General features: G+C 55.5%; 23 protein-coding genes, 1 tRNA gene and 5 pseudogenes. 18 read left to right on the plus strand and 11 right to left on the minus strand.

Going from position 1 to position 25763, the window contains the following annotated elements; all coding sequences use genetic code 11:
• Positions 1-531, minus strand: a pseudogene (locus D9V82_RS10280) (transposase); the annotation flags it as partial.
• A gap of 75 nt (positions 532-606) precedes the next feature.
• On the opposite strand from D9V82_RS10280, the gene D9V82_RS10285 reads away from it, so the two are divergent.
• Complete coding sequence (locus D9V82_RS10285; RefSeq protein WP_238995904.1) at positions 607-1509, plus strand: IS30 family transposase; 903 nt, start codon at positions 607-609, stop codon at positions 1507-1509.
• Positions 1510-1530: 21 nt separating this feature from the next.
• Here the strand turns inward: D9V82_RS10285 and D9V82_RS13150 are convergent, their stop codons facing one another.
• The gene (locus D9V82_RS13150; RefSeq protein ID WP_411763270.1) at positions 1531-1932 is read right to left on the minus strand and encodes an integrase core domain-containing protein; all 402 of its coding nucleotides are present in this window, start codon (positions 1930-1932) and stop codon (positions 1531-1533) included.
• A 7-nt stretch (positions 1933-1939) separates the two neighbouring features.
• On the opposite strand from D9V82_RS13150, the gene D9V82_RS12295 reads away from it, so the two are divergent.
• The gene (locus D9V82_RS12295; RefSeq protein ID WP_167449794.1) at positions 1940-2116 is read left to right on the plus strand and encodes a hypothetical protein; all 177 of its coding nucleotides are present in this window, start codon (positions 1940-1942) and stop codon (positions 2114-2116) included.
• Here D9V82_RS12295 and D9V82_RS13155 read toward each other — a convergent pair.
• From D9V82_RS13155 to D9V82_RS10310, 4 genes are all read right to left on the minus strand, one after another.
• Complete coding sequence (locus D9V82_RS13155; protein WP_121912289.1) at positions 2039-2197, minus strand: integrase core domain-containing protein; 159 nt, start codon at positions 2195-2197, stop codon at positions 2039-2041. The two genes, D9V82_RS12295 and D9V82_RS13155, sit on opposite strands and share 78 nt — an antisense overlap.
• 9 nt (positions 2198-2206) lie before the next feature.
• Positions 2207-2479, minus strand: coding sequence for a DDE-type integrase/transposase/recombinase (locus tag D9V82_RS12300; RefSeq protein ID WP_167449796.1), 273 nt, complete (start codon positions 2477-2479; stop codon positions 2207-2209).
• A 182-nt stretch (positions 2480-2661) separates the two neighbouring features.
• Positions 2662-2934, minus strand: a complete 273-nt coding sequence (locus tag D9V82_RS10305; RefSeq protein ID WP_121912291.1) for a hypothetical protein — start codon at positions 2932-2934, stop codon at positions 2662-2664.
• A 93-nt stretch (positions 2935-3027) separates the two neighbouring features.
• A complete protein-coding gene (locus tag D9V82_RS10310) occupies positions 3028-3198 on the minus strand; it encodes a transposase (RefSeq protein WP_121912292.1) in 171 nt (56 codons plus the stop codon).
• Positions 3199-3514: 316 nt separating this feature from the next.
• Between D9V82_RS10310 and D9V82_RS12755 the strand changes: the two genes are divergently transcribed.
• From D9V82_RS12755 to D9V82_RS10335, 5 genes and pseudogenes are all read left to right on the plus strand, one after another.
• Complete coding sequence (locus D9V82_RS12755; protein ID WP_234457548.1) at positions 3515-4426, plus strand: hypothetical protein; 912 nt, start codon at positions 3515-3517, stop codon at positions 4424-4426.
• Positions 4407-5639: an ATP-grasp domain-containing protein gene (locus D9V82_RS10320; protein ID WP_121912293.1), complete on the plus strand. Its 1233-nt coding sequence runs from the start codon at positions 4407-4409 to the stop codon at positions 5637-5639. The genes D9V82_RS12755 and D9V82_RS10320 overlap by 20 nt, the downstream gene beginning before the upstream one ends.
• Positions 5639-5944: an FAD/NAD(P)-binding protein gene (locus D9V82_RS10325; RefSeq protein ID WP_121912294.1), complete on the plus strand. Its 306-nt coding sequence runs from the start codon at positions 5639-5641 to the stop codon at positions 5942-5944. Before D9V82_RS10320 ends, D9V82_RS10325 begins: the two co-directional genes overlap by 1 nt.
• Positions 5945-6272: 328 nt before the next feature.
• Complete coding sequence (locus tag D9V82_RS10330; protein ID WP_147446200.1) at positions 6273-7037, plus strand: FAD/NAD(P)-binding protein; 765 nt, start codon at positions 6273-6275, stop codon at positions 7035-7037.
• A gap of 137 nt (positions 7038-7174) precedes the next feature.
• Positions 7175-7567, plus strand: a pseudogene (locus tag D9V82_RS10335) (IS6 family transposase); the annotation flags it as partial.
• Positions 7568-7720: 153 nt separating this feature from the next.
• Here the strand turns inward: D9V82_RS10335 and D9V82_RS10340 are convergent.
• From D9V82_RS10340 to D9V82_RS10350, 3 genes and pseudogenes are all read right to left on the minus strand, one after another.
• Positions 7721-8425: pseudogene (locus D9V82_RS10340) on the minus strand (IS256 family transposase); the annotation flags it as partial.
• 38 nt (positions 8426-8463) lie between these two features.
• Positions 8464-9664 (minus strand): annotated as a pseudogene (locus D9V82_RS10345) (IS3 family transposase).
• A 190-nt stretch (positions 9665-9854) separates the two neighbouring features.
• Entirely contained in the window at positions 9855-11834 is a 1980-nt protein-coding gene (locus D9V82_RS10350) for an FAD/NAD(P)-binding protein (RefSeq protein ID WP_121912296.1), read from the minus strand.
• A gap of 260 nt (positions 11835-12094) precedes the next feature.
• Between D9V82_RS10350 and D9V82_RS10355 the strand changes: the two genes are divergently transcribed.
• From D9V82_RS10355 to D9V82_RS10380, 6 genes are all read left to right on the plus strand, one after another.
• Positions 12095-14509, plus strand: coding sequence for an excinuclease ABC subunit UvrA (locus D9V82_RS10355; protein WP_121912297.1), 2415 nt, complete (start codon positions 12095-12097; stop codon positions 14507-14509).
• 73 nt (positions 14510-14582) lie between these two features.
• Positions 14583-15338, plus strand: a complete 756-nt coding sequence (locus D9V82_RS10360) for a hypothetical protein (RefSeq protein WP_121912298.1) — start codon at positions 14583-14585, stop codon at positions 15336-15338.
• Positions 15339-15454: 116 nt separating this feature from the next.
• Entirely contained in the window at positions 15455-17077 is a 1623-nt protein-coding gene (gene menD / locus D9V82_RS10365) for a 2-succinyl-5-enolpyruvyl-6-hydroxy-3-cyclohexene-1-carboxylic-acid synthase (RefSeq protein WP_121912299.1), read from the plus strand.
• Entirely contained in the window at positions 17078-17515 is a 438-nt protein-coding gene (locus tag D9V82_RS10370) for a DUF3592 domain-containing protein (RefSeq protein ID WP_121912300.1), read from the plus strand.
• Positions 17516-17575: 60 nt separating this feature from the next.
• The gene (locus D9V82_RS10375; protein ID WP_121912301.1) at positions 17576-18775 is read left to right on the plus strand and encodes a glycosyltransferase family 4 protein; all 1200 of its coding nucleotides are present in this window, start codon (positions 17576-17578) and stop codon (positions 18773-18775) included.
• A gap of 11 nt (positions 18776-18786) precedes the next feature.
• Complete coding sequence (locus tag D9V82_RS10380) at positions 18787-19491, plus strand: demethylmenaquinone methyltransferase (protein WP_121912302.1); 705 nt, start codon at positions 18787-18789, stop codon at positions 19489-19491.
• A gap of 15 nt (positions 19492-19506) precedes the next feature.
• Here the strand turns inward: D9V82_RS10380 and D9V82_RS10385 are convergent, their stop codons facing one another.
• Positions 19507-20775 (minus strand): geranylgeranyl reductase family protein, encoded by a 1269-nt coding sequence (locus D9V82_RS10385; RefSeq protein ID WP_121912303.1) that lies wholly within the window; start codon positions 20773-20775, stop codon positions 19507-19509.
• A 114-nt stretch (positions 20776-20889) separates the two neighbouring features.
• Here D9V82_RS10385 and D9V82_RS10390 point away from each other — a divergent pair, with 114 nt between their 5' ends.
• Positions 20890-21915 (plus strand): polyprenyl synthetase family protein, encoded by a 1026-nt coding sequence (locus D9V82_RS10390; protein ID WP_121912304.1) that lies wholly within the window; start codon positions 20890-20892, stop codon positions 21913-21915.
• A gap of 111 nt (positions 21916-22026) precedes the next feature.
• Positions 22027-22108 (plus strand) — tRNA-Tyr (locus D9V82_RS10395).
• A gap of 215 nt (positions 22109-22323) precedes the next feature.
• On the opposite strand, the pseudogene D9V82_RS10400 reads toward D9V82_RS10395, so the two are convergent.
• Positions 22324-22541, minus strand: a pseudogene (locus tag D9V82_RS10400) (integrase core domain-containing protein); the annotation flags it as partial.
• A gap of 415 nt (positions 22542-22956) precedes the next feature.
• Here D9V82_RS10400 and D9V82_RS10410 point away from each other — a divergent pair.
• The 3 genes from D9V82_RS10410 (at position 22957) to D9V82_RS10425 (ending at position 25758) form a co-directional block, all read left to right on the plus strand.
• The gene (locus D9V82_RS10410; protein ID WP_121912305.1) at positions 22957-23358 is read left to right on the plus strand and encodes a hypothetical protein; all 402 of its coding nucleotides are present in this window, start codon (positions 22957-22959) and stop codon (positions 23356-23358) included.
• A 1846-nt stretch (positions 23359-25204) separates the two neighbouring features.
• A complete protein-coding gene (locus tag D9V82_RS10420; protein ID WP_147444079.1) occupies positions 25205-25528 on the plus strand; it encodes a hypothetical protein in 324 nt (107 codons plus the stop codon).
• 50 nt (positions 25529-25578) lie between these two features.
• Complete coding sequence (locus tag D9V82_RS10425) at positions 25579-25758, plus strand: hypothetical protein (RefSeq protein ID WP_121912308.1); 180 nt, start codon at positions 25579-25581, stop codon at positions 25756-25758.
• The last annotated feature ends 5 nt before the right edge of the window (positions 25759-25763 follow it).

Below are 25763 nucleotides of genomic sequence, written 5' to 3' on the forward strand. Positions count from 1 at the left end.
TGTGCCAGACCATGACTTCATCGAGGACGGCATCAGTGACCGCGGACATTGTTTCATGAGAGATATCTACCCGCATCGCTGTTGCCATATGATGCTGGATATCCCGAATGGTCATTCCGCCGGCATACAAGCTGACAATCATGTCGTCAACATCTGTCAGCCGCCTGGAGCCTTTGGGCACCATCGTAGGGACAAACGTGCCGTTTCTATCTCGTGGAACATCAATGCTTACTGGCCCGTAATTAGAATCTACGGTTTTCGGATACGTGCCATTGCGATAGTTATCCGTTCCAACAGTAGCTTTAGCTGCTCTATCACCGGATGCATAGCCCAGGTGGGTATCCATTTCCGCGTTCAGACCGCGGGTAATTGAAGCTTGCAACATACCGCGAACCAAATCATTGGCATCCGTGGTGGACGTGCCTAGCTCGTCAATAAGTTTCGCCATCTCAGGGTTAGCAAGAAGCTTCTTTTCAATCGCATCAAATCTTGGCCTTATCAGCTCGGGTCTCGTCGTGCCACACTAGTCATTCTGGCTTATCTCCTTATGTAGATTGGGAACCTACACACAAACCATTAGACACTCTCAGGCGAAGTGCTTCGTCAATTCAGCGTGAAGTACGCAGAAACCACAGCGCTGAAGGCCCGTACCGTGCGGAGACCGCCCAGTTAAAGGCTTGTGCGCGTAGGCTGCGGCCGAAAATACCGAAACTGCTGGCCAACAAAAGGTTATGGGACTATGTATGCACACAATTGCGGGCACAATGGTCACCGGAGGAGATTTCCAATCGCCTGCCCATCGACTACCCCACTGATAAGGACATGCGCATTAGTCACGAAACGATTTATGACGCCTTTTATCTACAGTCCAAAGGAAGACTCAAAGACCTCGGCCTGGACTTGCCTACCGGCAGAAAGAAACGCAAGAAACGCCAAACACGCACCACCACACCGGCCCAGCAACGCTTCGTTGACGACATGATCCTCATCGACGACCGGCCAGAAGAGGTTACTGAACGTCTTTTGCCAGGACACTGGGAAGGCGACCTCATCCTTGGTAAAAATAACCAATCAGCGGTGATCACGTTAGTAGAACGCGTTAGCCGATTTGTTGTCCTTGGCCACCTGCCAGGAAGGCATACCAGCAAAGAAGTATTCACAGCCCTGCACAAGGCTGTTGCTGGAATCGATAAAGCTATCTGGTCATCAATTACCTGGGACCAAGGAAGTGAAATGGCTGGCCATAAAGCCTTTACCATGGCCACTGACATTCCCATCTACTTCTGCCATCCAGGATCGCCGTGGGAGAGAGGCAGCAACGAAAACACCAACGGCAGGCTCAGGAGAAACCTTCCCAAAAACAGTGACCTGTCCATCTACAGCGCCGAGGACCTGGAGATGATCGCCAACATTCACAACCACAAACCACGCAAAGCACTCAACTGGCGCACCCCAGCCGAAGTCATGACCAACGCCCTGACACAAACCGGTAGTATCAAACCAAAGTAACCGTCATCGTTGCAACGACCCCTAGAATCCGCCGCCAGCCCGATTGGGCGAATTCGACATAAGGGCCTGACCCCCGAAATGTGGACACGTCGGGGGTGGCTGTGCTGCTTTAGTTAGTGTAGCTGAAGTCTCGGCTTCAAAGACATCAGGAGCTACAAGATTGCACCAGGAGTGGCACCTTCGGGTGTTGTAGCCCATGCACCACCGAAAGACTTCCTGGCGGCAGCTGATTGGACTTTCAATGAGTTTCCTATCACGCAGTACTTCCCGCTTTAAGGTGGCGTTAAATGATTCTGCCAGGGCATTATCGGCACTCGTTCCAACCGCGCCCATGGACTGGCGTACACCTAACGATGAGCAGTAGTTTCTAAATGCTTGTGTGAATTGTCCCAGGTTTTGTTCCGTTTGAGTAGATGGGAAAATCTGGAACGTGCCGAGAAAATTTGACCAGGATGCCAAGGATCGTGTGGTCCGTCTCGTGGAAGACCGCATCTTGGCGGAAAACATGTCGATGTGGGCCGGGCTGGTTTTAAGACCGGGCGGTTTGAGTGCCTTCCTGGGTTTGGTGCCATTGGTTGGCGTACTCAGTCGGCGGGATAAACCCTAGGCTCGAATGAGGATGATAGGTATTATAGCGCTTCGACCACAGTCGCAGGCAACGCGACGCATGGGCGGGGTCGTCGAACATCTCGTCTTCTCACAACTCGTCGCGTAGCCGGTTGTGGAAGGACTCCACAAACCCGTTATGCCACAACATTCCCGGTGGGATAAACGCCTCGACAGTATCGTGCTTAGCTGCCCGGTAAGCCAGCTCACGGCTGATGAACTCCGGGGGCGTTATCCATACGCAAACACCCCCAGGCCTGCCACGCACAGCGGCTACGTTCTCCAGCAGGTCAATCACCGCAATAGGCGTAATTGACCGAGCGACCTCGAAACCAACATGCTCACGGGTAAACTCGTCGATCACGTTGCAGATCTTAAAAGGCTTTGCCCTGGTAGTCGCTATCGAACTGGAAGTCCAGTGCCCACACGTGCCCCGGACATGTCGCTGGCTGCGTACGCGGCGTTGGCATAGGCAAGCACCGTTGCTTACCAGCTTTGCGAGGCAAGACCCGCAAACCCTCCTGGCGCCACAGGTAATACACCACATCACGGCCACAGGTAAAACCAGCTGGCCTGGGCTTTCACCCAAGCACGGCGATAGCCCCAGCGTCGGTGCTCACCAGCGAAAGTGACGAGCCACCTGCGTAGAGCAGCGTACTTATCCACGCTGGGCTGCTGGTGGTGTGTGCGGGCGTTGTAGTATGCCGCTCTAGAGACCCCGACCACGCGACAGGCAAAGCGCACCGAATAGCCCACGGATACAACGTCATCGATGGCTTCATAATTTGCGTGCCGGGGAAAGAATTTTTGCCTCCGCATGCTCCTTTTAGTAGCGCTTTTTCTAACTCGGCTTCTCCGAGTAGGCGCTTGAGCTTGGCGTTTTCTTCCTGCAGTTCTTTAAAGCGGCAGGCTTTACTTGCCAGACATCTCGCCGTACTGCTTGACCCAGCGACGGTAGGTTGCCTCGCTAACACCGAGGTCGCGGCAGACTTCGGCTACGGTACTACCCGAGGCCTTCATGGATCGGGCTTTATCAAGCTTGGCCACGATCTGCTCAGGAGTGTGTTTTGAAAACTTCTTCATGATTATCAGTCTTCCCGCCCAACAAGGGGCTGTCACGGAAGACACGATCAAACCACATGGTCTATTTAATCCAGCCCAGACCAACCCCAGCCGAGGTGGAAACCGAATTTTGGAAGAAGACCCCGCAACAGGGAATAATAGAAATCAAGGCAAATGCCTAGGAACAAAACTCGGGGCACTTCATCTTCGAGATGGCCTAACAACGCCCACACGCAGCGGCCATCAGGGAATGAGAAACTGAGTCTTCGCTGCTCTCCGCCCAACTTTGCAACAGCACCTATTAAGTTAACTTTACGGATTTTGAGGGTAAGGTTTTATGATCCAGTCCAATAAACCAGGTGTAGGGGCGGTTATCGTAGCCCTAGCTGTCCTATGGCAAGGAATCGGCACTGCGATAGTCGGAGCCCAAGTAGACCCAGAGCTATCTACTTTTACTACGTTTTCAGCGTTTCTTATCGCGGCGATTATCTCCACAGTGGTCTATTTAGCGTTTTATCGTAGAAAATACCGAGCTACGGAAACACCGCATCCCCCCATGAAAATGATAACTGCAGCAAGCCTCAATCTGTTTACTGCGGGCGCTTTCTGCTTATTCTATGTTTCCACTACTTTGATGCAGTCCACTGCAGCAAGTGTCATCGAAACAGGAGTCGGCCCTTTTATTGTCGCAGTAATAATGACTTGGTCGGCCAGAAGGCTCAGCAGTTCATTGGTGTCAACAACTGCAGTAGTGGTTCTGGCTCTATGTTTTTTCTTCCTAGGAACGGGAAGCAGTTCACCCCAGTCTTATCTGGGTTTCGCTCTAGCTGTAGGCGCAGGAATTTCTGCGGTAGGAGTGCTTTACTCCTCGCGCTGGGCTACTGAACAAGGGAACAGCGTTCTCACGATTGCAGCAGTGAGGTTTCACTTAGCTTGGATTATTAGCGGTCTCGTGGCTTTCTTTTCCGTGGAAGCGGAGATGCTTCGAGGCTCTACCCTGTCAATCGTCCTGCTATCGGTGATGTGCATTACTTTTCCTATCCTGCTCTTGCAGTGGGGAATTACCTTAGCGCCGCCTTTCATCTCGGCACTGATCATCGCGGCCCTTCCGGCCGTGGTGATGGCTACCGAGGTGGCATTGGGCTCTCAAGTCGAACCAATTCAGTTAACTTTGTTGATGCTCATTGTGGCAATAACCATAAGCCAAGCAATGTGGGGAACACGGAAAAATGAAAATATTAGTAGTTGATGATTCTTCAAGTGGCGCCGATCTGGTGGCAACCCTGCGCCAAAAAAGGGACGTAGAGGTTGCTACTGCTAACCCGCCGTATGCCATCTCAGCTAACGAAGACGGGAGCATTTCCGATCCATGGGCCCTGGCCCTACTCCGGGAATGTAGCCAAGAAAAATTTGACCTTGTTGTGCCGGGAAGCGAATCAGGAGTATCCATAGCTGAGTGGGTTTCAGCTGAGTTAGGACTACCGCATAACGGTAGAGAGAAGATCTGGCACCGTCGCCATAAGCAAGGAATGATTGAAGTTGCTCACCAATATGGACTGCGTGCCCCAAGGTCTGTTACCCTATCCTCCGCTTCTGCACAAGACAGCCTTTATCTAGAGCCGTCCCTGGTCAAGGATTGTGTTGTCAAGCCTGTGGGAAGCGGGGGCAGTGACCATGTCTATTTCTGCAAAACAGAACCCGAGACTCTTCAGGCGATTACTACCATTCAAAATTCTACGACTTTGCTAGGAGAAAAATCACCCTCCGTGGTTCTTCAGGAGTACGTAGACGGACCTCAATATTTTGTGAACACGGTGACAGCCGAAGGGCGTCATATTGTGACCGAAGTTTTCCGATACGGACTTACGGAGGAATCTGGAGCTCCCCACATATATTCAGCTATCACAGTAGGACCGGAGGACAACCACTATTCCGGTGCCGTGGAATATACCTTATCGCTCCTTGACGCTCTGGAAGTAAACTTCGGAGCCTCCCACGTGGAACTGAGGTGGTCTAAGGGGCAGTGGGTACTTATTGAATACAACGGTCGCTGTATGGGCCCCGAAGTACCCGACGAGGTCTATTTCCCGACTCGCGGTTTCAGCCAGATCAGCGTTCTCGCCACGATGCTAGTGGATGGTTTACAAGCTGCCGAACAGGAAGTACTCGCCGGAAATCTTGACGGGTGTGTCGCCTGGCTCATGCCTACCCCGCAGTCAAACGGTGTGCTTCAACAGTGCCACTGGGATCTTGTCCAAACTCGCCCGACCGTTCAGAGAATCTCGCGGCGGCCAAAGATCGGCACTTATATCGATAACTCGAATCGCGTAACAACTGGTGCGTTTGGCATGGTTTTTCTTGGCTCTTCTGACCGTGCTGCTGTTGAGACCGATCTTCAATCTCTTGAGTCTTTCGACGCCCATGGTGATCTGTTTACTGTTGCCCCCGGAAAGGATGCGTGATGACGACCCGAATTGCTGTTATCGGCGCAGGGGTCGCTGCTGCAGCGGTCGCACGACGGGTATCTTCTACTTTCCCGCATATTGAACTCACTATTTTTGACGCGACACCTCCTCAGAAGCACCTTGCTTTTGGCCATGTTGATAAACGCTTGCTATGTAACACAAGTACTTCAGTAATGTCGCTGGATGTCGAGGAACCACATGATTTTGCGGAGTTCCTGGGATACAATAAACAAGAGTCCAGTTCTGTATTCTCTTCAAGAAAAAAAGTACGGATCTTACCTGCAACAGGCTCTACCCTCTGAGAGCGGCAGTTGCGATGACCGTCTTCAGTACGTACTCGATTCGGTCATTTGTGTAGAAGATTCTGCACCCCCTGTCCTCATTCATACTGCGCGTCACGGGCTCTTTAAAGCCGATTTCGTCATCATCACAGGTGGCCGAAAAACAGCACGGGTCCCTTCATCTTGCCAGTCATACCGTGATACGGTCCCAGTTTTTCCCAGCCCCTATGACCCCAGTTTTTCACACTGGCTAGAAAACCATCCCACTTCCCGCATCGGTATTTTAGGTACTGGCCTCTCTGCCGTGGACGCCGCACGATTAGCGTTATTTGAGGGGGTGGAGGCAGTTATGCTTAGCCCCAGCGGCCAGCTTCCCGGGGTACGTACTTCGCTTCAGTTAAACGCCCCAAAGGAAATGCCAGCAGAGGAGTTCCGTGCACACTCCCGCAGCGTAGAGGATTTTAGACAATACGCCATTCAGCACGCCACCTCCCTCGGCTGGTATCCGGGACATCTTAGGGAGCCCCTCCCCAGGAATGGCACTGATCGTTTTCTGCTGGACTATGAATTAGCTGAAAATGGTTATTCTGTGTGGGAAAAAATGATCGGTCGCATGGTGGACCTAGCCAATCAGACCTGGTCACCTCTAAAAGTCTCCCTAAGGCAGACTCTCCTCAATGGGATATCAGATTGGATACATCGTTACGTGACCGCCATGCCTGTGCAAGGCGCGAAAAACCTACGAGAAGGTTTTCAAGCAGGGAGCCTTGTCCTAGCTCGTGGCCAGGGATCAGGGGAACAAGCTCGAAACGCTGTGGACCTAAAAGATGCTTCGGGTAATTCTCACCGAGTCGAAGCGGTAGTTTGCGCCTGTGGCTATGAGGACCCCGGATGGATCAAATACAACAAAGGAATTTTCCCTGGTCAAATAAAGCCAAACGCTTCTCGCTGGGTCGGTGCCCCTTTAAATAATGGTTGGGGCACTGCGCAGGCCGGGAACAGAGTTCTATTTGCGGGGGAAGCAGCAGCACCGACCACCGCCATTCCAAGCTACGCCCGCACTTCAATCATGCAAGCCAATTTTGCCCTTGATTGGATTAACTCCCACGCATAGGTTGATGCCCCGGGGAGATCGGTCACATCCTCGGGGTGAAAACTGCCTATTAGCAGGCTCCGTGCCTTTCCCCGAAAGACAAAGGTGCTGTTGCAAAGTTGGGGCAGTAGGAAGAGCGAGGTGAAATAATCACAGCCATGGGTATCTTCTCCGGTCGTCATTTCCCCGTGACATCATTCTGTGGGCAGTGCGGTGGTACTGCTGCTACGGGGTGAGCTACCGCGATCTGGAGGAAATGATGACCGAGCGGGGCGTGCCGGTCGATCACACCAGGATCTACCGCTGGGTCCAGAAATGCGCGCCTGAGCTGGACAAGCAAACACGGTGGTACCGGGCAGGTACCTGACTGGCAAGCTAGTTCCTGGCGGGTGGATGAGACCTATGTCCGGGTCGGCGGCAGGTGGTGCTACCTCTATCGGGCGATCACCGCCGGTGGCCAGACCTTGGACTTTTACCTCTCTCCGAAGCGGAACGTGGCCGCAGCGAAGCGTTTCCTGGCCAAGGCCCTCAGATCCAATGCGTCAGCCGGGTACACCCTATTAATAAAACGGAAGACTCCGTGCTAAACGGAACTTACTGCGCTTTATTGGGGTCAAGTCCGTTTGAGTGGTGTTTTTACCTTTCGATAGAGCATGCAGTGTGATGGTGTCAGGGGCCAGCACGTGCTCGGTGCTTTAACTGGTTTATGCGACCTCCTTGGTGGTGTCAGCGTCTATGACGTTGGCGGTAATCAATGCTTTGGTCTGTGCCAGGCTGGTTAGTGACATGTAGCGGTTTTGCTGGATCCAGTCATCGTGTTGTTCTGCTAGGACAGCACCAACAAGGCGCACGACAGCGTCACGATTGGGGAAGATGCCTACAACATCCGTACGCCTGCGGATTTCACGATTGAGCCGTTCAGTAGGGTTATTCGACCAGGTTTTCTTCCAGACGGATTTCGGGGCGTTGGTAAAAGCTAAGAGCTCGTCGAGGGCTTCTTCCAGGTAGCTGGCAACGTGGGGGAATTTATCTTCACAAAACGCTACGACCTCACGTGCTTGGGACCACACCGATTTTGAGTCTGGTTGCTGGAATATCGTATGAAACATCGCCGATAGGGTTGGCCACTGGGTCTTGGCAACCATCGAAGACAGGTTTTTAGAAAAGTGCGTTCGACACCGCTGCCAGGACGCATTCGGCAACACGTCACTAATCGCATGCTGGATTCCTCGATGCGCGTTACTGGTGACAAGATAGACCTCATTAAGTCCGCGAGCTTTAAGATCCCTAAAGAACCCAGTCCACGACGCCACAGACTCAGATGTAGCAACCTGCATGCCCAATAGCTCACGATAGCCTTCGGCATTAACCCCGGTAGCCACAAGGACGGAAGCTTTGACCACGCGTCCGGGCCCGACCCCCGCAAAGTGGACACATCGGGGGCTAGCTATGCTGCTTTGGTCCACGTAGCTGAAGTCTCGGTTTCAAAGACATCAGGGGCTACAAGGTTGCACCAGGAGTGCCGTCTTCGCGTGTTGTAGCGCATGCACCACCGGAAGACTTCCTGCCGGCAGGTCATCGGATCGTCAAAGATCTTCTTATCACGCAAGACTTCCCGCTTTAAGGTGGCGTTAAAGGATTCTGCTAGGGCGTTATCAGCACTCGTTCCTACCGCTGTCATAGACTGGCGCACACCCAACGACGAGCAGTAATTTCTGAAGGTTTGCGAGGTATACACACTGCTGTGATCGTCAATGAAAAATGGCCCCGTCAAGACTGCCACGCACACCATGTGCGCGGGATAGAGCATCGATGACCAGTGAGACCCGCATGTGGTCTGCGAATGTCATATCCTGCACGTTTGCGTGAATGAAGTGTCAATGACTGTGGCTAAGTACATGTTTGTGCCTCCCTTGCACGGCAGGTAGATACATGTCGCCAACATAAACACGGTTCGGCGCGCTGGCGCTAAATTTACGGGCCTAGCAAATCCGGCATGACACGGTGGCCAGGCTGACGCCTGGTAGTGATGCATCGGCGCCGCTTGGTAAAGCCCTTGAAGGCCCATGGCTTTTGATAATTCGTGCGACTTTCTTGTGATTAACCGGGGTAAACGCCGTGTCCTCCTTAAGGCTCGCAGCGATGCGTTTAGCACCATAAAGACCAAGCTCATCATCAAAAGCGGCCTTGATTTTTGCACCAATAAGGGCATCCGAACACATCTTTATCCTGCGATTTTTACGGGTGTGGGCCCATGTATAAAACGAGGAACGATTCAGCTTCAACACGTGGCACATCCGCTTAACCGAGTACTCGGTTCGGTGGTCATAGACAAACTGGAAGCGGATCACCAGTGAGTCTCTTCGGCAAAATATTTCGCAGCGTTGCGCAGAATATCGCGTTCTTCGCGCAGCTTCGCGTTTTCTTTCTCCAGCTGGCGGATCCGTTCGGAATCAGTCGTCGCCTGGGCCTTGTCACGCATGGTCTTCGCGCGGGCACGTTTGCCGGTGCCGTACTTTTTGACCCAAGAATGCAGCGAAGCTCGGTTGATGCCGAGTTCGGCTGATGCTGAGTTCAGCGAGAGGTCCTCATTGTTCCTTATAGAGGGCCACGGCATCGCGTTTGAACTGTTCGGAATACCTGGACATGATGGTAGATTACCAATCTTGCTAGCCCGACTGGGCTGGATATCAGGTGTCCACCAAATGGGGGTCAGGTCCGAACGCAGATAAACATAACCTGCCCCAGCATGGGGCTAGGAGTATGAATCCTGGGCTCCTCCGAACGGAACTGCTAACAGCGTAATGGGCAGGCGGTTGCCTGCCCCCTCGCTGCTAGCTACGCTTGCCCCGCGAGGGCTACCTGGGCCGCGTGCACGGCGGCCTTATCGGCTTCTTGGATGAACCATGAATCGGTGCCTGGAATGGGCGGGGCCAAGGTGGTATCCGGGTACTCGGCGTGGGCGGGGATTCCTACCAGGTGCAGGCGCTCATCCACCGAGCCATCGGCGTTGTGGACCTGGCGGGTATCAGGATCCTCGGCAGGCGAGCTGGTAGGTACCTCGATGCCATCGCTGGCGGTTTCCGTAAACGCGCGCACGCGCCCGGATTCGACAAGGGAGTGCATAAAAGAATCCTGCGGGGTGCGGCGAATATCAGGCTTGTGCACCCAGGCATCAAGAAGCGTCGTGCCCGGGATTCGCTTGCCGCCGGACGCGCTGGAGCTCATGGTCCATTCGCCAGCGTCGGCATTCGTACCCAAGACGGGGTTGCCGCCGACGAAGCTGACAATGCCGGCATCAACAAGCGCCAGCAATTGCTGCGTGCGAAACGTCGGCGGGCCGGAGCACGTGGTTTGCCCTAAGGAAATAGCTTTATCAAACATGTGGTGGCGCGATTCCAAAGTATAGCGGCCCTCAGCACCCAGGACCTGGGTGGGTTTGCGAGAGAATCCTACCGACCACAAGGCGGCGCGCACCGGGCTATCCGGCCCCTTCTGGGCTTCTGCCAGGTCCTCGCACATGCTCTGCACGATGTGCTGGGTGAGCTCTTGCTGGCTGGAAAAATCCTCTGTGAGCAGGTGCATCCAGCGCAGCAGGCTAAAATCCTTGGTGGTATAGCGCGCAATGACCTCATCGAGCTGAGCCAGGCCGTTATAGGCCACCCCCGCATCCACCGGGGTGGCATCGAGGGCAGCGATGATCTCCTCGCGGGAGGCGCGCAGGCTCTCCGGTTCGACGCGGGCAAGGGTATCAATATAGGCCTGGTAGGCATCGCGGGCGACTGCTGGCCACACCTCAGTGTCGTAATTGATGGAGCGCGCGCCAGTGCGGTGGGAGAGCTCGGCAACGACCTTCTTCAGGCGCGGGATCTCCGCGGCCGGTGGCAGCGAGCCTTCATCAGATTGTGGAAGGAAGGGATAGCCGCGCCGGGAGGCGGCCGCAAAGGTGGGCTCGGTGCCGGTGGCCTCGTAGCTTAGGCCCCAGGGCTGGGAGGAATCCTCGACGAACTTACCGCCGCGGCCTACGGTAGACAGGATAAGAATATCGAAAAAGCCCATGCCAAGGCCGCGCACGAGGACTTTTTCATTGTCTTTGATGGAGTCAATACCCTGGTCAATGGGGTTATCGGCGCGTATCCAGCGCAGGCTTGGGTTGTCTTCCACGGTGCTTAAAATCCACCGCTCATTTTCGGTATACCCCTGGTTCTGCCAACCCGTAACCGCCAAGGTAGAGCTAGTCTCAACGGTGGTGCCGTTGTTAAGCTGCAAAATATCCGCGCCTTTGCGGGCGTGAATATCCACCACGCGGGCATGGTGTTGCTTGACCTCCACCCACTCCGGCACATCTTGCAAGACCGAGTGGAATACCCACAGGATGTAGTGGCCGTAGAGTGCGCGCGGCAAATAGGAATCGGGGCGTAATTTTTCTAGCTCTGCGCGGCCGAATTCTTCGAGTACGTGCGGATCGAGCGGGTGGTTGGCGGCGTAATCGCGGGCGCCGGGGGGAACGTTGGCATCACCAAGCATGAGGCGGATCCACTCATAGATGGTGGGGCCTTCTACTACCGGTGCCGCCACGGTGGAGCCAGGCTCAGAAAACAGCGTCATGCCGTGCGCGAAGGTATTCATGCACAGGTACTTAGGCTGATGGATATCCCAAATTTTGCCGCCGCCGTGCTGCGCGTCATCGATAAGGTGCAGCGTGAGCTTTTCTGGCGGGTGAGACACGGTATTGAGTTGTGCCACGAGGCGCTCGAGGACGGAAATGCCGCGGGGGCCAAGTCCTATCAGCGCGATGGATGAAGTGTTATCGGTCAACGCGAAGCCCTACCTTCCAGCTTATAGACCAAGCGGAATTGTCATAATAGACAGCAAAGTCTATCAGTTAGGATGCGGGCTACATATATACCAACTGTGACTCCGTGGTCGCGATGCGCGCTCGCCAGCTGTAATACCCCCAGTGGGCGTGAAATTAATTCTTGCTTCGGCGGATTGTAGACAGATCGGTAAGCAAGTACACGAGGGTGGTTGGCCGAGGTGTTGCCGCAGGGACGTAGTGCGCGGGTAACATTGTGGTCATGACAATTAAGGTTCGTGATGCCCACTTACACAACCTGCGCAATGTCGATGTGGATATGCCGCGTGGCCAACTTGTGGCGGTGACCGGAGTATCCGGTTCCGGAAAATCTTCCCTGGCCTTTGGCACGATCCACGGGGAAGGACAGCGCCGCTACCTAGAGTCGGTGGCACCGTTTGCACGTCGGCTTATTAGTTCCGCGGTGGATCCACAGGTAAGTCAGGTGGAGGGGCTGCCGCCCACGGTGGCGCTGCAGCAATCTACCTCCGGCGGCGGGGCGCGCTCCACGGTGGGAACGGTCTCCGCTGTGTCTAATAGCGTGCGCCTGCTGTATTCGCGCGCCGGGGATAACCCTGAGGGCCTTTACTCGGACGCTTTTTCACCGAATACCCCAGAGGGCATGTGTCCGCAGTGCCAGGGCGCGGGCGTGGTGCACGAGCCCACCGAGCAATCGATGGTGCCCGATCCCACCTTGTCTATTGAGGAAGGCGCCATAAAGGCCTGGCCCGGTGCGTGGGCCGGGAAGAATTTCCACGATATCCTCATGAACTTAGGCTATGACCTGGATTCGCCCTGGCAAGATCTGCCACGGGAAGACCGTGACTGGATCCTATTTACCCAAGAGCGCCCCGTGGTCACCGTAAAACCGCTGCGCGGCGCGGACCAGATCCAGCGCAATTATGAGGGCACGTGGCGCTCAGTGGCCAGCTACCTGACCAAGACACTGCAGGAGACCCAATCGGAATCGCTGCGCAAGCGCACGTTGTCTTTTATGGAGTCCCGCGAGTGCGATATCTGCCACGGCCGCCGGTTGAACCCGTGGGCGCTGCGGGTGACGTATGCGGGAATGAGCATCGACAAGCTGGGCGCGCTGCCGCTGGACCAAGTCTATGAGGTACTCAGCACGCAGGAACCTCAGGAGAATTCCGCGGAGGATCTGCTACTCAAGCAGATGCTGCCGGTGCTGACCTCCGCCCTGGAACTGGGGCTGGCGCACCTCAGCCTGGACCGGCCGACCCAGAGCCTTTCGGCGGGAGAATTGCAGCGTATTCGGCTAGCGGCCCAGCTGCGTTCCGGCCTCTTCGGTGTGGCCTATGTGCTCGATGAGCCTTCGGCCGGCTTGCACCCTGATGAGCGCGGGGCAGTGCTTGATATGTGCCGCCGGTTTATCGCGGCCGGCAATTCGGTGCTGCTGGTGGAACACGACATGGATTTAGTAAGCCAGGCGGATTGGCTCGTGGACGTCGGCCCCGGCGCCGGCGAAGGCGGTGGCAAGGTGATCTATTCTGGACCGGTCGAGGATTATCACGCCGATACTCCCACCGCCCGAGCCCTAGCGCAGCGTAAGCTCGCGCTTGCCGATGCTCCCCGTACCCCCTCCAGCCACCTTCGCCTCCGCGGCATTTCTGCGCGCAGCATCGACGGGCTCGATGTGGATTTTGGCCTGGGGCAATTTACCGCTGTGGCCGGGGTGTCCGGTTCCGGTAAATCGACGCTGGTGAGCACCGTGCTCGCAGAAACCCTCAAAGAGTCCGCCACCACCGTGGCGGATGAGGATAAAGATAATGCAGACGAGGGTGCCCGCGAGTTTTCGCTTGCCGGGGTCGAAGGCCTGGATAAGGTCGCCCGGCTGGTGCAGATTTCCCAAAAGCCCATTGGTCGCACCCCACGTTCCACGCTGGCCACTTATACCGGCCTTTTTGATAATGTGCGCAAGCTCTATGCCTCCACCCCAGAAGCTAAGCAACGCAACTGGACGGTCTCGCGCTTTTCCTACAACGTGAAGCAAGGCCAGTGCCCCACTTGTAGTGGCGCCGGAAAAATCGAGGTAGAGCTGGTCTTTTTACCAGGCTCATATACCACCTGCCCGCACTGTGGCGGTGCCCGCTTCAACGATGAGACCCTTGAGGTGACCTGGCACGGGCGCAGTATCGCAGAAGTATTGGAGCTGACCGTGGATGAAGCCGCCGAGTTCTTTGCCAAGGAACCAAAAATCGACCGTGCCATCGCCACGCTGCAGGCCGTGGGCCTGGGCTACCTCCGTTTAGGACAAGGCGCGCCGGAGCTTTCCGGTGGTGAGGCACAGCGCATCAAGCTCGCCACGGAGCTGCAGCGCTCTCGCAATTCGCGGCGCGGGCACACGGTCTACATGCTGGACGAGCCCACCACTGGCCTGCACCCGGCCGATAGCGCCTTGCTCAATGTCGAGCTACACAAGCTTGTGGAGGCCGGGCATACCGTGATCGTTATCGAACACGATCTCAGCGTTCTGGCGAGCGCGGACCGCATAATTGAGATGGGCCCTGCCGCCGGTGCGCACGGCGGGCAGATCATTGCTGATGCCACCCCACGCCAGCTGGCGGCGCAAGATACAGCGACCGGCCGGGCACTGCGGGCGCGTCAACTTCAGAGCTAACATCACAGTTTTGGCGTTAGCATCCGGGAGATTGCCTGGGATTTCACAGGGAAATGAGGTACACCTTATAGGCATGACAAATAATGGCTTTGGTGAAAACGGTTCCAATGGCCGACATGGCTCTCATAATGATGACCGCGCCGGCGACGAGACCCGTCAATGGTTTGGTCCGGCTGAGGATGCCACGCGTCAGATAGACCGCGTCCCAGATAGTGCGGCTGGTAATACTCGCAAACAGCGCCCGCAGCAGTACTTCCCGGGCGCACAGCAGCCGCAGAATGAGACGCGGCAATTCGACGCGAACGCTGACTACCAGCAGAATTATCAACAAAACTATCAGAATTCCGGTGGGCAGTACGGCCAGCAACAGTACGGCCAACAGCAATACGGCCAGCAACAATATGGCCAACAACAGTATGAGCCGGTGCCATCGGACTATGACCCGGATCAGCGTGGCAGGGGAGAGAAGAAAAAGGGCGCGATGACCGGTGTCTTTGCCGCCATCGCCGTGGTGGCCATCTTAGCGGCGGGCGCCCTGTTTTTCTTGTGGCGCAATGCCGCGAGCGACGCCGATAAACCGGCGCCAAAACCGGTGACGGAAACCATGACCACGCAGGTGCCCACCACGGTGACAGAAACCAAGGATGCGCGCCCCGGAATTTCTGAACGGTTGCGTAATCTGCCGAATTTGCAGGACAATCTTCCGGAAGACATTCCTACCCAGCTGCCACCGGAAATCCAGGACCGCCTGGATGAAGGCGATGGCCTCGATGTGGAAGGCCTCTTGCGGGATCTCTTTGGCAATAGCGACGATGAGGAGCAGGGTTAGCTAGCAGTAGCGGCGGCGAGACAGGCCGGCGCCGCTACATGGTGGTGGCGCGGTGCGATTGCTCTGCTGTTTGCCGTTTGCGGGCCGCTGCGCCTGAGTAGGTAAAATCTGGCACCATGAATGAATCAATGCAGCTAGCTGAACAGGTGGCCGCCCAATTGGCACGCCACCTAACCGATGTGGTGCTGTGCCCGGGATCCCGCAATGCACCGCTATCCCTAGCGCTCCTTGCCCGCGAGGATATCCGGGTGCATACGCGCATTGATGAGCGCGGTGCCGCGTTTACCGCCCTGGGAATGGCACGCGTGCAGCACCGCCACGTCGGGGTAGTGATGACCTCCGGAACAGCGGTGGCCAATACGCTGCCTGCGATGGTTGAGGCCTACTATTCGCATACCCCGCTCGCCATTATCAGCGCGGACCGTCCAGAGCGGTTGATCGGCACCGGCGCCTCTCAAACCATCGTGCAAGACGGCATCTTCGGCGTGTATGCGAATACCACCCAGATCAACGCGGAAGGGGATATCGCCGCCATTGCGGAGCGGTTTAAGCACGACCTCCAGGTGCACATTAATATCGCCTTTGATGTGCCGCTGGTAGGAGATAGCCTGCCTGAGCGGGTAGGTGGCGATGGCACGCGCGAAGCCACCCCGCGGTTCTATGACCACGGCAAAGTCGCGGTGGATTTGAGTAAGAATACCCTCGTCATCGCCGGCGATGAAGCCTGGGAGGTCGAGGGGCTCGAAGACGTGCCGACTATTGCGGAGCCTTCCGCGCCGGGACCGTTCCACCCCGTGCACCCGGCTGCGGCGCATATTTTCCGCAAGGCGCAGGTCTCCGCGAATGATTATGTAGTCAATACCAAGGTCGAGCAGGTTATAGTGGTGGGCCACCCCACGCTGCATCGCAGCGTGCTCGCGCTGATGAATGACCCGGATATAGAGCTAGTGGTGCTTTCGCGCACGGCGGATTTTACTAACCAGCGCGGGCAAAGCGCGCGGCTCGGCACCACCGTCGAGGTCACCGGGGAGCCAAGCCGCGAGTGGCTTAAGATTTGCCAGGGCGCGACCGATATGGCCGGCGAGGCCGTGCGTGCGACCTTGGAAGAGGAAGAACTTGGTTTTACTGGCCTGCACGTGGCAGCGGCGGTGGGCGATACGCTAGCGGTTAATGACACGCTGGTACTCGGTGCCTCGAATCCAGTGCGCGATGCCTCCCTGATTGGGCTGCCCTTCGACGGCGTGGATACCTACGCGCCGCGCGGGGTAGCGGGCATTGACGGTACCGTCTCCCAAGCCATCGGTATCGCCTTGGCCACGCAATCGCTGGATCCCACTCACTGGCGCGCCCCACGCGTAGTGGCCTTGGTCGGGGATGTGACCTTCTTGCACGACGCCAATGGGCTGTTGATAGTGGAGGACCAGCCGCGACCGGAAAACCTTACCATCGTGGTGGCTAATGACAATGGCGGCGGCATCTTCGAAACCCTGGAACAAGGCGCGCCCGCGCTTCGCGGTGCCTTCGAGTCCGCCTTTGGAACGCCGCATGGGGTGGGCATCGATAAGCTGGCAGAAGCTTATGGTGCCGACTACCGTTTGGTTACCACCCCGCAAGAGCTGTTGGATACCTTGGCCGAGCTTAAGGAATACTCCACGGGCATTACCGTCGTGGAGGCACAGACCACCCGTGCGACGCGCCGGGCGTTGCAGGATAAGCTCACGCAGAAGGTAGGCCAGTAGGTGGCCCCGCGGTATAGGGCTGCAGTATTTAGGCGTCGGCTGCACCAGCTCGTACTGGCCGTCTATGTAGCGCTGATTGTGGGCTCGGTGAGCCTCGTGGTGGGGCCGTTTCTCAATGACCGAGCCATTTCCGCGCAGCCTAGCCGGGCTCTGGCGACGGTCAAAGATGTTGGCGCGCTGCGCACCACCGTAGATTTTCAAGATAGCGACGGGATTTACCATTCCCCGCGGCAAGGATTGCTATATCCCACCTACTTGGGCAAGGGCCAGCAGGTTTGGGTACAGTACGCCGAGGATAATCCGGATTTGGTCAAGGTGGAAGGCCGCGAGTGGACCTTGGCCGTCATACCGGCGCTGTCCGTGGCCATCGTGTCCACGCTTGCCGCCGTCGGCCTGTGGCGCCTTATTACCGTCACTACCCACCGCGCTGAAGAATAATTTACCCAGAATTTTCATCGGATTCACCAAAGGCCAAGAAAAATAAGCCATGATGGTGGCATGCGAGTTGCAATCGTGGCTGAATCGTTCCTCCCCAATGTAAATGGCGTGACAAACTCGGTGCTGCGCGTTTTAGAGCACCTGCACGAAAACGGACACGATGCGATTGTTATTGCCCCTGGTGCCCGTGAGGGCCAAGACGAAATCCCCGATTACTTGGGCTTTCCTATATACCGCGTGCCTACCGTGCGCGTGCCGCTGGTGGATTCGCTGCCGGTGGGTGTTCCTACTACGGCCGTGGATGAAGCGCTGCGTAAGTTTAAGCCCGATATCATTCACCTGGCCAGTCCGTTCGTGCTCGGCGCGGCGGGCGCATTTTCGGCCCGGCAACAGCGCATTCCGGCCATCGCGCTCTACCAAACCGACGTCGCCGGATTCGCCACCAAGTACCATGCCTCGGCCTTGGCTTATGGTGTTTGGGAGTGGCTGCGCACGATCCATAATTCCTGCCAGATGACCCTGGCGCCATCCTCGCTGACCATCCGCGACTTGGAAAAACACCACATCAAACACGTGCGCCACTGGGGCCGCGGCGTCAACGCCGAGCTATTCCATCCCCAAAAGCGCTCTGCTTCCCTGCGCCACAGCTGGGACCGGAGTGGAAACAAAAACATCGTCGGCTTCGTCGGCCGCTTGGCTGCGGAAAAGGGTGTGCACCGCCTGTCCGCGCTCAATGGCCGGGAGGATATTCAGCTAGTCATTGTCGGCGATGGTCCCGAGCGCCCTTTGCTAGAGGCACAGCTTCCCGGCGCAGTGTTTACCGGCGCGCTCAGCGGTGAGGAGCTGGCCCGGGCCTATGCCTCGCTTGATATCTTTGTGCACGCCGGCGAATTTGAAACCTTCTGCCAATCCATCCAGGAGGCCCAAGCCTCTGGCGTTCCCACCATCGGCCCGCGAGCAGGCGGGCCTGTGGACCTTATCCAAGAAGGCTATAACGGCCTGCTCCTAGGCGTGGATAGCTTTGTCGATGATCTGCCCACTGCCGTCGATGCCCTTTTAAACCCAGAGGTTCACGCGGAATTGCGGAATAATGCCCGCGCATCCATTTCTTCTAAGACGTGGACGGCGCTGTGTGAGCAGCTGATGGGTTACTACGAAGAAGTACTAGAAGATACCCGCCGGGTGCCGTTGACCATTTTGGGGCAACGGCCAGAGCTGCCGCGATGGGTGGCTCGTGCCCTCGGGGCGCGCGTAGCCTAAACTATGCATTTGTGTCTAAGGCAGATCTAGATAAAAAGCCCTTCGACGTCGCGCGCATGTTTGATGCCGTCGGCGAAAAATACGACCTCACCAATACCGTCTTGTCCTTTGGACAAGACAAGCGCTGGCGCAAGCGCACCCGCGAGCGCCTTAACCTGCAGCCGGGGGAGAAAGTCCTCGACCTAGCAGCTGGAACCGCCGTGTCTACAGAAGAGCTGTCTAAATCCGGCGCATGGTGCGTGGCCTGCGATTTTTCACGCGGCATGCTCGCTGCCGGACGCGAGCGCGATGTGCCGAAGGTGGCAGGAGATGGCATGAAATTGCCCTTTGCGGATAATACGTTTGACGCCGTCACGATCTCTTATGGCCTGCGCAATATCCACGATTACGAGCTCGGCCTGCGGGAAATGGCGCGTGTAACCAAGCCGGGCGGGCGCCTGGCTGTGGCGGAATTTTCCACCCCCATTGTCCCGGTATTCGGCACTGTGTATAAAGAATATCTCATGCGACTGTTGCCTCCGGTAGCGCGCGTGATTTCCTCCAACCCGGATGCCTATATCTACCTCGCAGAATCTATCCGCGCCTGGCCGGGTCAAGAGGAGCTGGCGGCGGCCATCAACCGCAATGGCTGGGCCAACGCGGGCTGGCAAAACCTCAGCCTAGGCATCGTCGCCCTGCATTCGGCAACGAAGCCGTCTGCCGTTGCTCCTCAATAACCTCCTTCGAAAGCCCTAGACCGCCGCGGTGGAGGCCCATAGGGGCGTATCGCGGCGGACGGCTCCCAAGGTGCGGCCGGCCGCTCGCCACAGTTGTGCGATAAGGTCGCGGTCCTCGTTCGTGATGAGGTTTCCCATCATGCGCGCCGCGGCGGGCATCAGCAAGCGGCCTACCGGCCCACGCAGCGCCAACGGACCAGCTAAGGGCAGGAATTGTGGGTAGGTCAACAGACGGGCGGCCGTGCGTGCGAGTAGGAAGGACTCGCCGTATTGTTCGCGCAGGGTGGCCGGCCATGCGAGAGTGAAATCTCGCGGGCCAAGCATGCCCACCGCAAGCGCTGCGGTCTCAAGGCCGTAGTCAATGCCCTCGCCATTGAGTGGATTGACGCAGGCGGCGGCATCACCAATGAGCATCCAATTGGCCCCCGCCACATTAGAGATTGCCCCACCCATGGGTAGTAGGGCAGAGGTGATGTTTGTGATGTCCCCAAGTCCCCACTCCGCGCGTTGCTGGCTGGCGTAGAATTCCAGCAACTTTTTGGTATTAATCTTGGCTGGCCGCTGCGCTGTCGACAGGGCACCGACGCCAATATTGACCTGGCCAAGTTCCGTGCCCAATGGGAAAATCCACCCGTAGCCGGGCTGGACGGAATCGCCTTCATCTTTTAATTCCACATGCGAGTGCATCCATGGCTCGGCCGCTTTTAGGGATGTGGCGTAGGAACGTGCGGCGATGCCGTAGACCTCGTCGCGGTGCCAGGTGCGGCCCAATTGCTTGCCAAAGGTAGAACGCACGCCATCGGCTACGATGAGCCACTTTGGCCGAATTATCTGTCGGCCGACGCGAAAAGAGGTTACCCGATTGCCCTCCATGACTGGGGCGCTTGCGGGGGTACCGCATACAAGCATGGCGCCGGCGGCGGTGGCGGCCTTTACTAGCTGCGCATCGAATTTAAAACGCGGCAGGGCGGTGCCCACCTGGGAAGGGTAGGTCCGCGGCCATGGGGCGGTGACGTCTCCTCCATAGCCGTGTAATTTAAGCCCGCGGTTGCGGTAGGAAGCGTTGACGCTAATGTCGAGCACATCTAGCTGGTGCATTGCCCGCGGGGTGAGGCCATCGCCGCAGGTTTTATCGCGTGGGAAGGTAGATGAATCAAAGAGGACCGTCTCATAGCCAGCGCGCGCGGCGTGGATGGCCGCGGCGGCGCCGGCGGGTCCTGCGCCGATGATGGCGACTTCGACGGGGCGGGGGGAATCGATCTGTTCCGACATAGGGACTATCATTGCACTAGTTCGATCCCTCACGTGTGACCCCCTCAAGTGTGTTAAAGGGGGCTGGTTTGGACTACGGTAGATAAACGATTATCTCTGGCTTTTAATTGCAAGGAACGCTATTTAATGACTCACGGCCACTCGCATGCCACTCACGTGGATCTCGGTGATCCACAGCTAGATCTTGGTGATCCACAGCTTAATGAACGCATTGGTGCGGGAATGGAAGCAGTAGAAGAAAAGCTGCGCAGTGAAACTGACCGCGGCCAGGACTTCTTAAAGGAAAAAGTAAGTCACCTGTCTAAGGCAGGTGGTAAGCGCTTTCGTCCGATGATGGCACTGCTTGCCTCTGAGTACGGCGCCAAGCCGGGTTGTGATGAGGTCATTAAGTCTGCAACCGTTGTAGAAATGGTGCACGTTGCCACGTTGTACCACGATGATGTAATGGATGAGGCGGATCGCCGCCGCGGCGTAGAATCAGCCAACTCCCGGTGGAATAACTCCGTAGCCATCCTTGCCGGTGATGCCCTCCTCGCCCACGCCTCCCGCTTGATGAGTCAACTAGATACCCATACCGTGGGCCACTTCGCGGATACCTTTGAAGAGTTGGTAACCGGCCAGATGCGCGAGACCATCGGTGCCGGCGAAGCCAACCCCGTGGAGCACTATATGGCCGTTATTCAGGAAAAGACCGCCGTGCTTATTGCCTCGGCTGGCTATCTTGGTGCTTATCATTCCGGCGCCTCGGCCGACCATGCTGCGGCCCTGTACCGCATAGGTGGTGCCATTGGCATGATCTTTCAAATCGTGGACGATGTCATTGATATCTTCTCCGATCCGAAAGACTCGGGAAAGACCCCGGGCACCGACCTGCGCGAGGGCGTCTTTACGCTCCCTGTCCTCTACGCCCTGGAAGAGGAAGGCGAGGTGGGTGACCAGTTGCGTGAGTTGCTCACTGGCCCCCTAGAAAGCGATGCCCTGGTCGACCGTGCCATCGAGCTGCTGCGCCAGTCTGGCGGCCGTCAACGGGCGCTAGAGGACATTAACGCCTACCTACGCACGGTAGAAGAACAGCTTTCCGTGTTGCCGGAGAATTCTGCCAGCCAGGCGCTGCGCCATCTCGCGGATTATACCGTTCGCCGCGTGGGCTAGCCGCCTGCCGGTGCTCCTTTCCCATACACCCCATTTCGACCCGCTGCGCTGGTGATTTGGAGGTAGGCGGGTGCTTCATAGTAAAGTACATAGACGCACCACAGAGTGCATGCCAGGTTGCCCGAGCGGCCAAAGGGAGCGGACTGTAAATCCGCCGGCATTGCCTTCAGAAGTTCGAATCTTCTACCTGGCACAAGATAAAGCCCCACAAGCCCAAGCTTGTGGGGCTTCGTCGTGGTTAACGCGATGGAGTGGCCTCAGCCTGGCTTAAACGAGGGTTAAGGGTTAAGTAGCAAAATATGTGTCTGGTGGGCGTGTCGTTGGTTCGGCATTTTTGTCATTTCATGGGTTCTTTTCTGATTCCCATGGAGTGTGAGTTGAAGCGTCCTGGGTTTAGTTCCGCGTCTTTTACGACCCTGTGTTGATGGCCTGGGTGAGATAGTGCTCGGTTTCGACTTCTTGTGGGTGGCGTAGTCCAATGCTTCGTGAAGCCTCTTAGTGTTCCACCAATGCACCCACCGCAAGGTGGCCAATTCTACTTCTTCGACCGACGTCCACGGGCCTTGAGCATGAGTCAGTTCCGCCTAGTAAAGACCGTTGACGGTCTCAGCTAGAGCATTGTCATAAAATGTCAGATGCGAGGTTGTGGTACCGGTGTTCTGGGGACTCGGTACTGCCGTGTTCTGGGTAGATGGTACTGCGGCGGGCCGACGGAGTCGGCTCGGCTGTTTGCTTTATTCGTCCGGTTCTATTGGGGAGGTGGCGTTGCGCATGTCAAAGTCTCCTATGCGGATTCGGTGGCCGCTATTGAGGCGGCTTAAGAGTGAGGGCCTGACCCCGGAAAATGGACACGTCGGGGGTTAGGCACCACCCCAGTGTATGTGCGATCTGCGTATAACTAGCACCGCCTTTTTCTTCGCTAGGAAGACTTCCAATGCTGGCTTCGGTGCATAAGCACTAGCACTCGGCGCAACAGAGATTGCTGCCCCCGTTAGAGCTAGGCTTACTATCGCGACCACTAATGAACGGAGTGACTTTCGCATGACCAATCCTTCTTCTTTGTCAAATGGTGAGCTGCAAGGCTTTTACGAAGACCTTTACGTTTATTGCTCTGAAAAAGACTCTTACCAGGTTGCAGAGCGTTTCCAGAAGGAACTCAAAGTTTCTTTTCCCGAAATCGACGATCTTCCTGATTTCTCAGTTGATGAGTGCGATGAAGACGAATATGAGCTTGCTGAAGAATTAGAACCTTGTAGTAATCAGGAAAATTCTCGTCCGTACATGATTACTCAGCATTTCTACTTGGAAGTCTTAAACCTAAGTGACCAGGTAATTGACCCTATTAGTGATGCTGTTTTTGAAGCTGTTCAACGATCTGCAGAAGATGTCCCATACTTCAGTTTCATGGGTTTTCTCAAGGAGAATCACTCTGAGGATGAGTAGAAGAACGTGACATCTGGTTTTGCTTGAGATATCTGCGGATTGTCTCTGCAAAACATGAGTGTATACTGGAATAATGAAGAGCATACTTCGTATAACGTTGACCGAAATACCGGAGCAATAACCTCCGTTAGGTCCTTCAAACATAAGCGCCGGCCGCTTTCGTTTATGAATACTCGCGGTGTTATGGTCTACGAAGCTCTTCATAAGAAATTTGAGCTGGGTGGTGGATTTTCAACCAAGTCATGTACTTGTGTGATTGGGAGGACAGATATTTGAAGACCTTTTTCCGAACATTCCTTGCACTCGCGGTTGTTTCTGAGGTAGCCCTACTTATTCTCGCGAGAATGTCGGGTGGGGTATCCTTCTTATGTTTTCTTGTTCCGGTTGTCTTCCTCGTAATTGCTTTGCTGGTACTGTTTATTAGCATGTGGAAGGATTACCGACACTACGATTCTTCCTGGGCGGTCTCACTTTCTGAGACGGCAGGCACGTTTGGGGTGCCTCGACAGGCGTTAGCTCTGCTTGTTTCGGAAGTAGGCACGTTGACCGCTGCTGTTGGTGTTTTGAGAGTTCCGAGAGTTTCCCAGCAGTGCACTAGAAGTTATTCGACTCACAGAAACCTTCGGACGGTTGTTGCTGTAATTGTAGGGTTGAGCGTCGTGGAGATCAGCGTCGTCCACCTGGCTGTACCGAATGGCTTTTGGCGCTACTTAGTACTGGCTGTGAGTATCTATGCGGTCATTCTCCTATGCGGTTTTTATAGTGCTATGCGTTCAAGACCGCACCTTGTGACGCCAGAGGGTATCACGATCCGCTCTGGGAAGCGATTGACGTGTAATGTCCCATGGGGTCAGGTGAAAAGTGTGAGATCGACGCGGGCTGGACAAGGCGGAAGCATCAGTATTGATCACAACGGTTCGCTAAGAGTTCCCGTTCTTAGCGAAGTTAATGTAAGCATTGAAGTGGAGCCCGAAGTTGTGGTGGAAGATCTTCACAAAGGACTGCTGCTTGCTTCCACGATTGATTTCTATTGCGACGACAGGGATACGTTTTTGGAGGATTGTGCTGCCCACGACGCTTTCCGTTACTAGTAAGGATTAAATAGTTACTGGTAACTCGGTCGGGAAATTGAAAGTTCCGACGATTTAGACGGTAGGGAAATTTAGTTTCTATTGTTCAATATCTTTCTACTTAACAACCTAGATATTGCGTAGTATCGCAAGTTTTTTTAGCTATTAATTTAAATTGTTTCACTAGTTTCACCAAGTTTAATAAAAATTCACGAGTACTGTAATAAATGTGAAGACAGCTGAGCCCGTAATCTCGGTTAGCCGTTGCTACGGAAATACTCAATCGTTGCTCGCATAAAGTGGATTGTCGAAATGGAAACGACTTTGCCAAGAATGGTCAAAACGAAGAGATTGATAGCTAGGCGCTGCGCATCGTAGGTCGATAGCTCAGGTTCAAGTTCGCCTTATGTGAATTGACTTTGGGAGTAGTGCTGGGTTGGCCTCTCGTAAGGCATGGTTTTTTTCTTTTGGTCTGCTTGTCAGTGGTATTTCTTTCTAATCTCTAACTGCTCAAATGCCTACTGGTTTACAACGCCAATATCCTCGAAAAGGGGCACGAGGCTTCAACCGGGTAACAGATACACCACACTAGCGGACGCAACCCAACTTTTCGAAGGTCTGGCCCATTTGCGGGCAACCCCAACCTGGACATGATGGTAGATTACCTTTCTTCCCAACTCGACTGGGTTGGATATCAGGTGTCCACCAAATGGGGGTCAGGTCCTCCATCAACCGAGGGTAACCTCAAACATCACTATCAACTTACTAGTATGTTTATGAGTATGGAAACAAATCCTGAAAAGTTAGTTGATAATCTCTTGAAAGACATGAGAGAAGTCGATGACTGGATTTGCATAGCCGATGCAACTGCAGCCAATGGAAAAGATTCATTCGATGCTACTTACGAAGACGTCGTAACTATTCTTGAAGCCGTCAAAGAATCTCCTTCAGTGACTATCGGGAAACTCGCAGGTCGTTTTATAGATCTCCCCGATAACTGGAGCCCCTCCGATGTAGCGAAGACCATCTTTTCGTCAGCAGATACCATAGGAACGATGATGGATTTCTGGTTGCGCTCTACAGAGGATGTCTATAGCTAGAAATATTGCTCCCGTATGAGAGCTATGAAGTGTCCCAGGTTTTGTTCTGTTTGAGTAGATGGGAAAATCTGGAACATGCCAAGAAAAATTTTGACCAGGATGCAAACAACCGCGTGGTCCGTCTCGTGGAAGACCGCATCGTGGCGGAAAACATGTCAATGCACCCCGCGTGCCAGGCAGTAGCTCCAAAGCTGGGGGTTTCATGGCACACAGCTCGTCAATGGACTTAAGCCCG

Origin of the sequence: Corynebacterium macginleyi (assembly GCF_003688935.1) — a bacterium.
Lineage (GTDB): Bacteria > Actinomycetota > Actinomycetes > Mycobacteriales > Mycobacteriaceae > Corynebacterium > Corynebacterium macginleyi.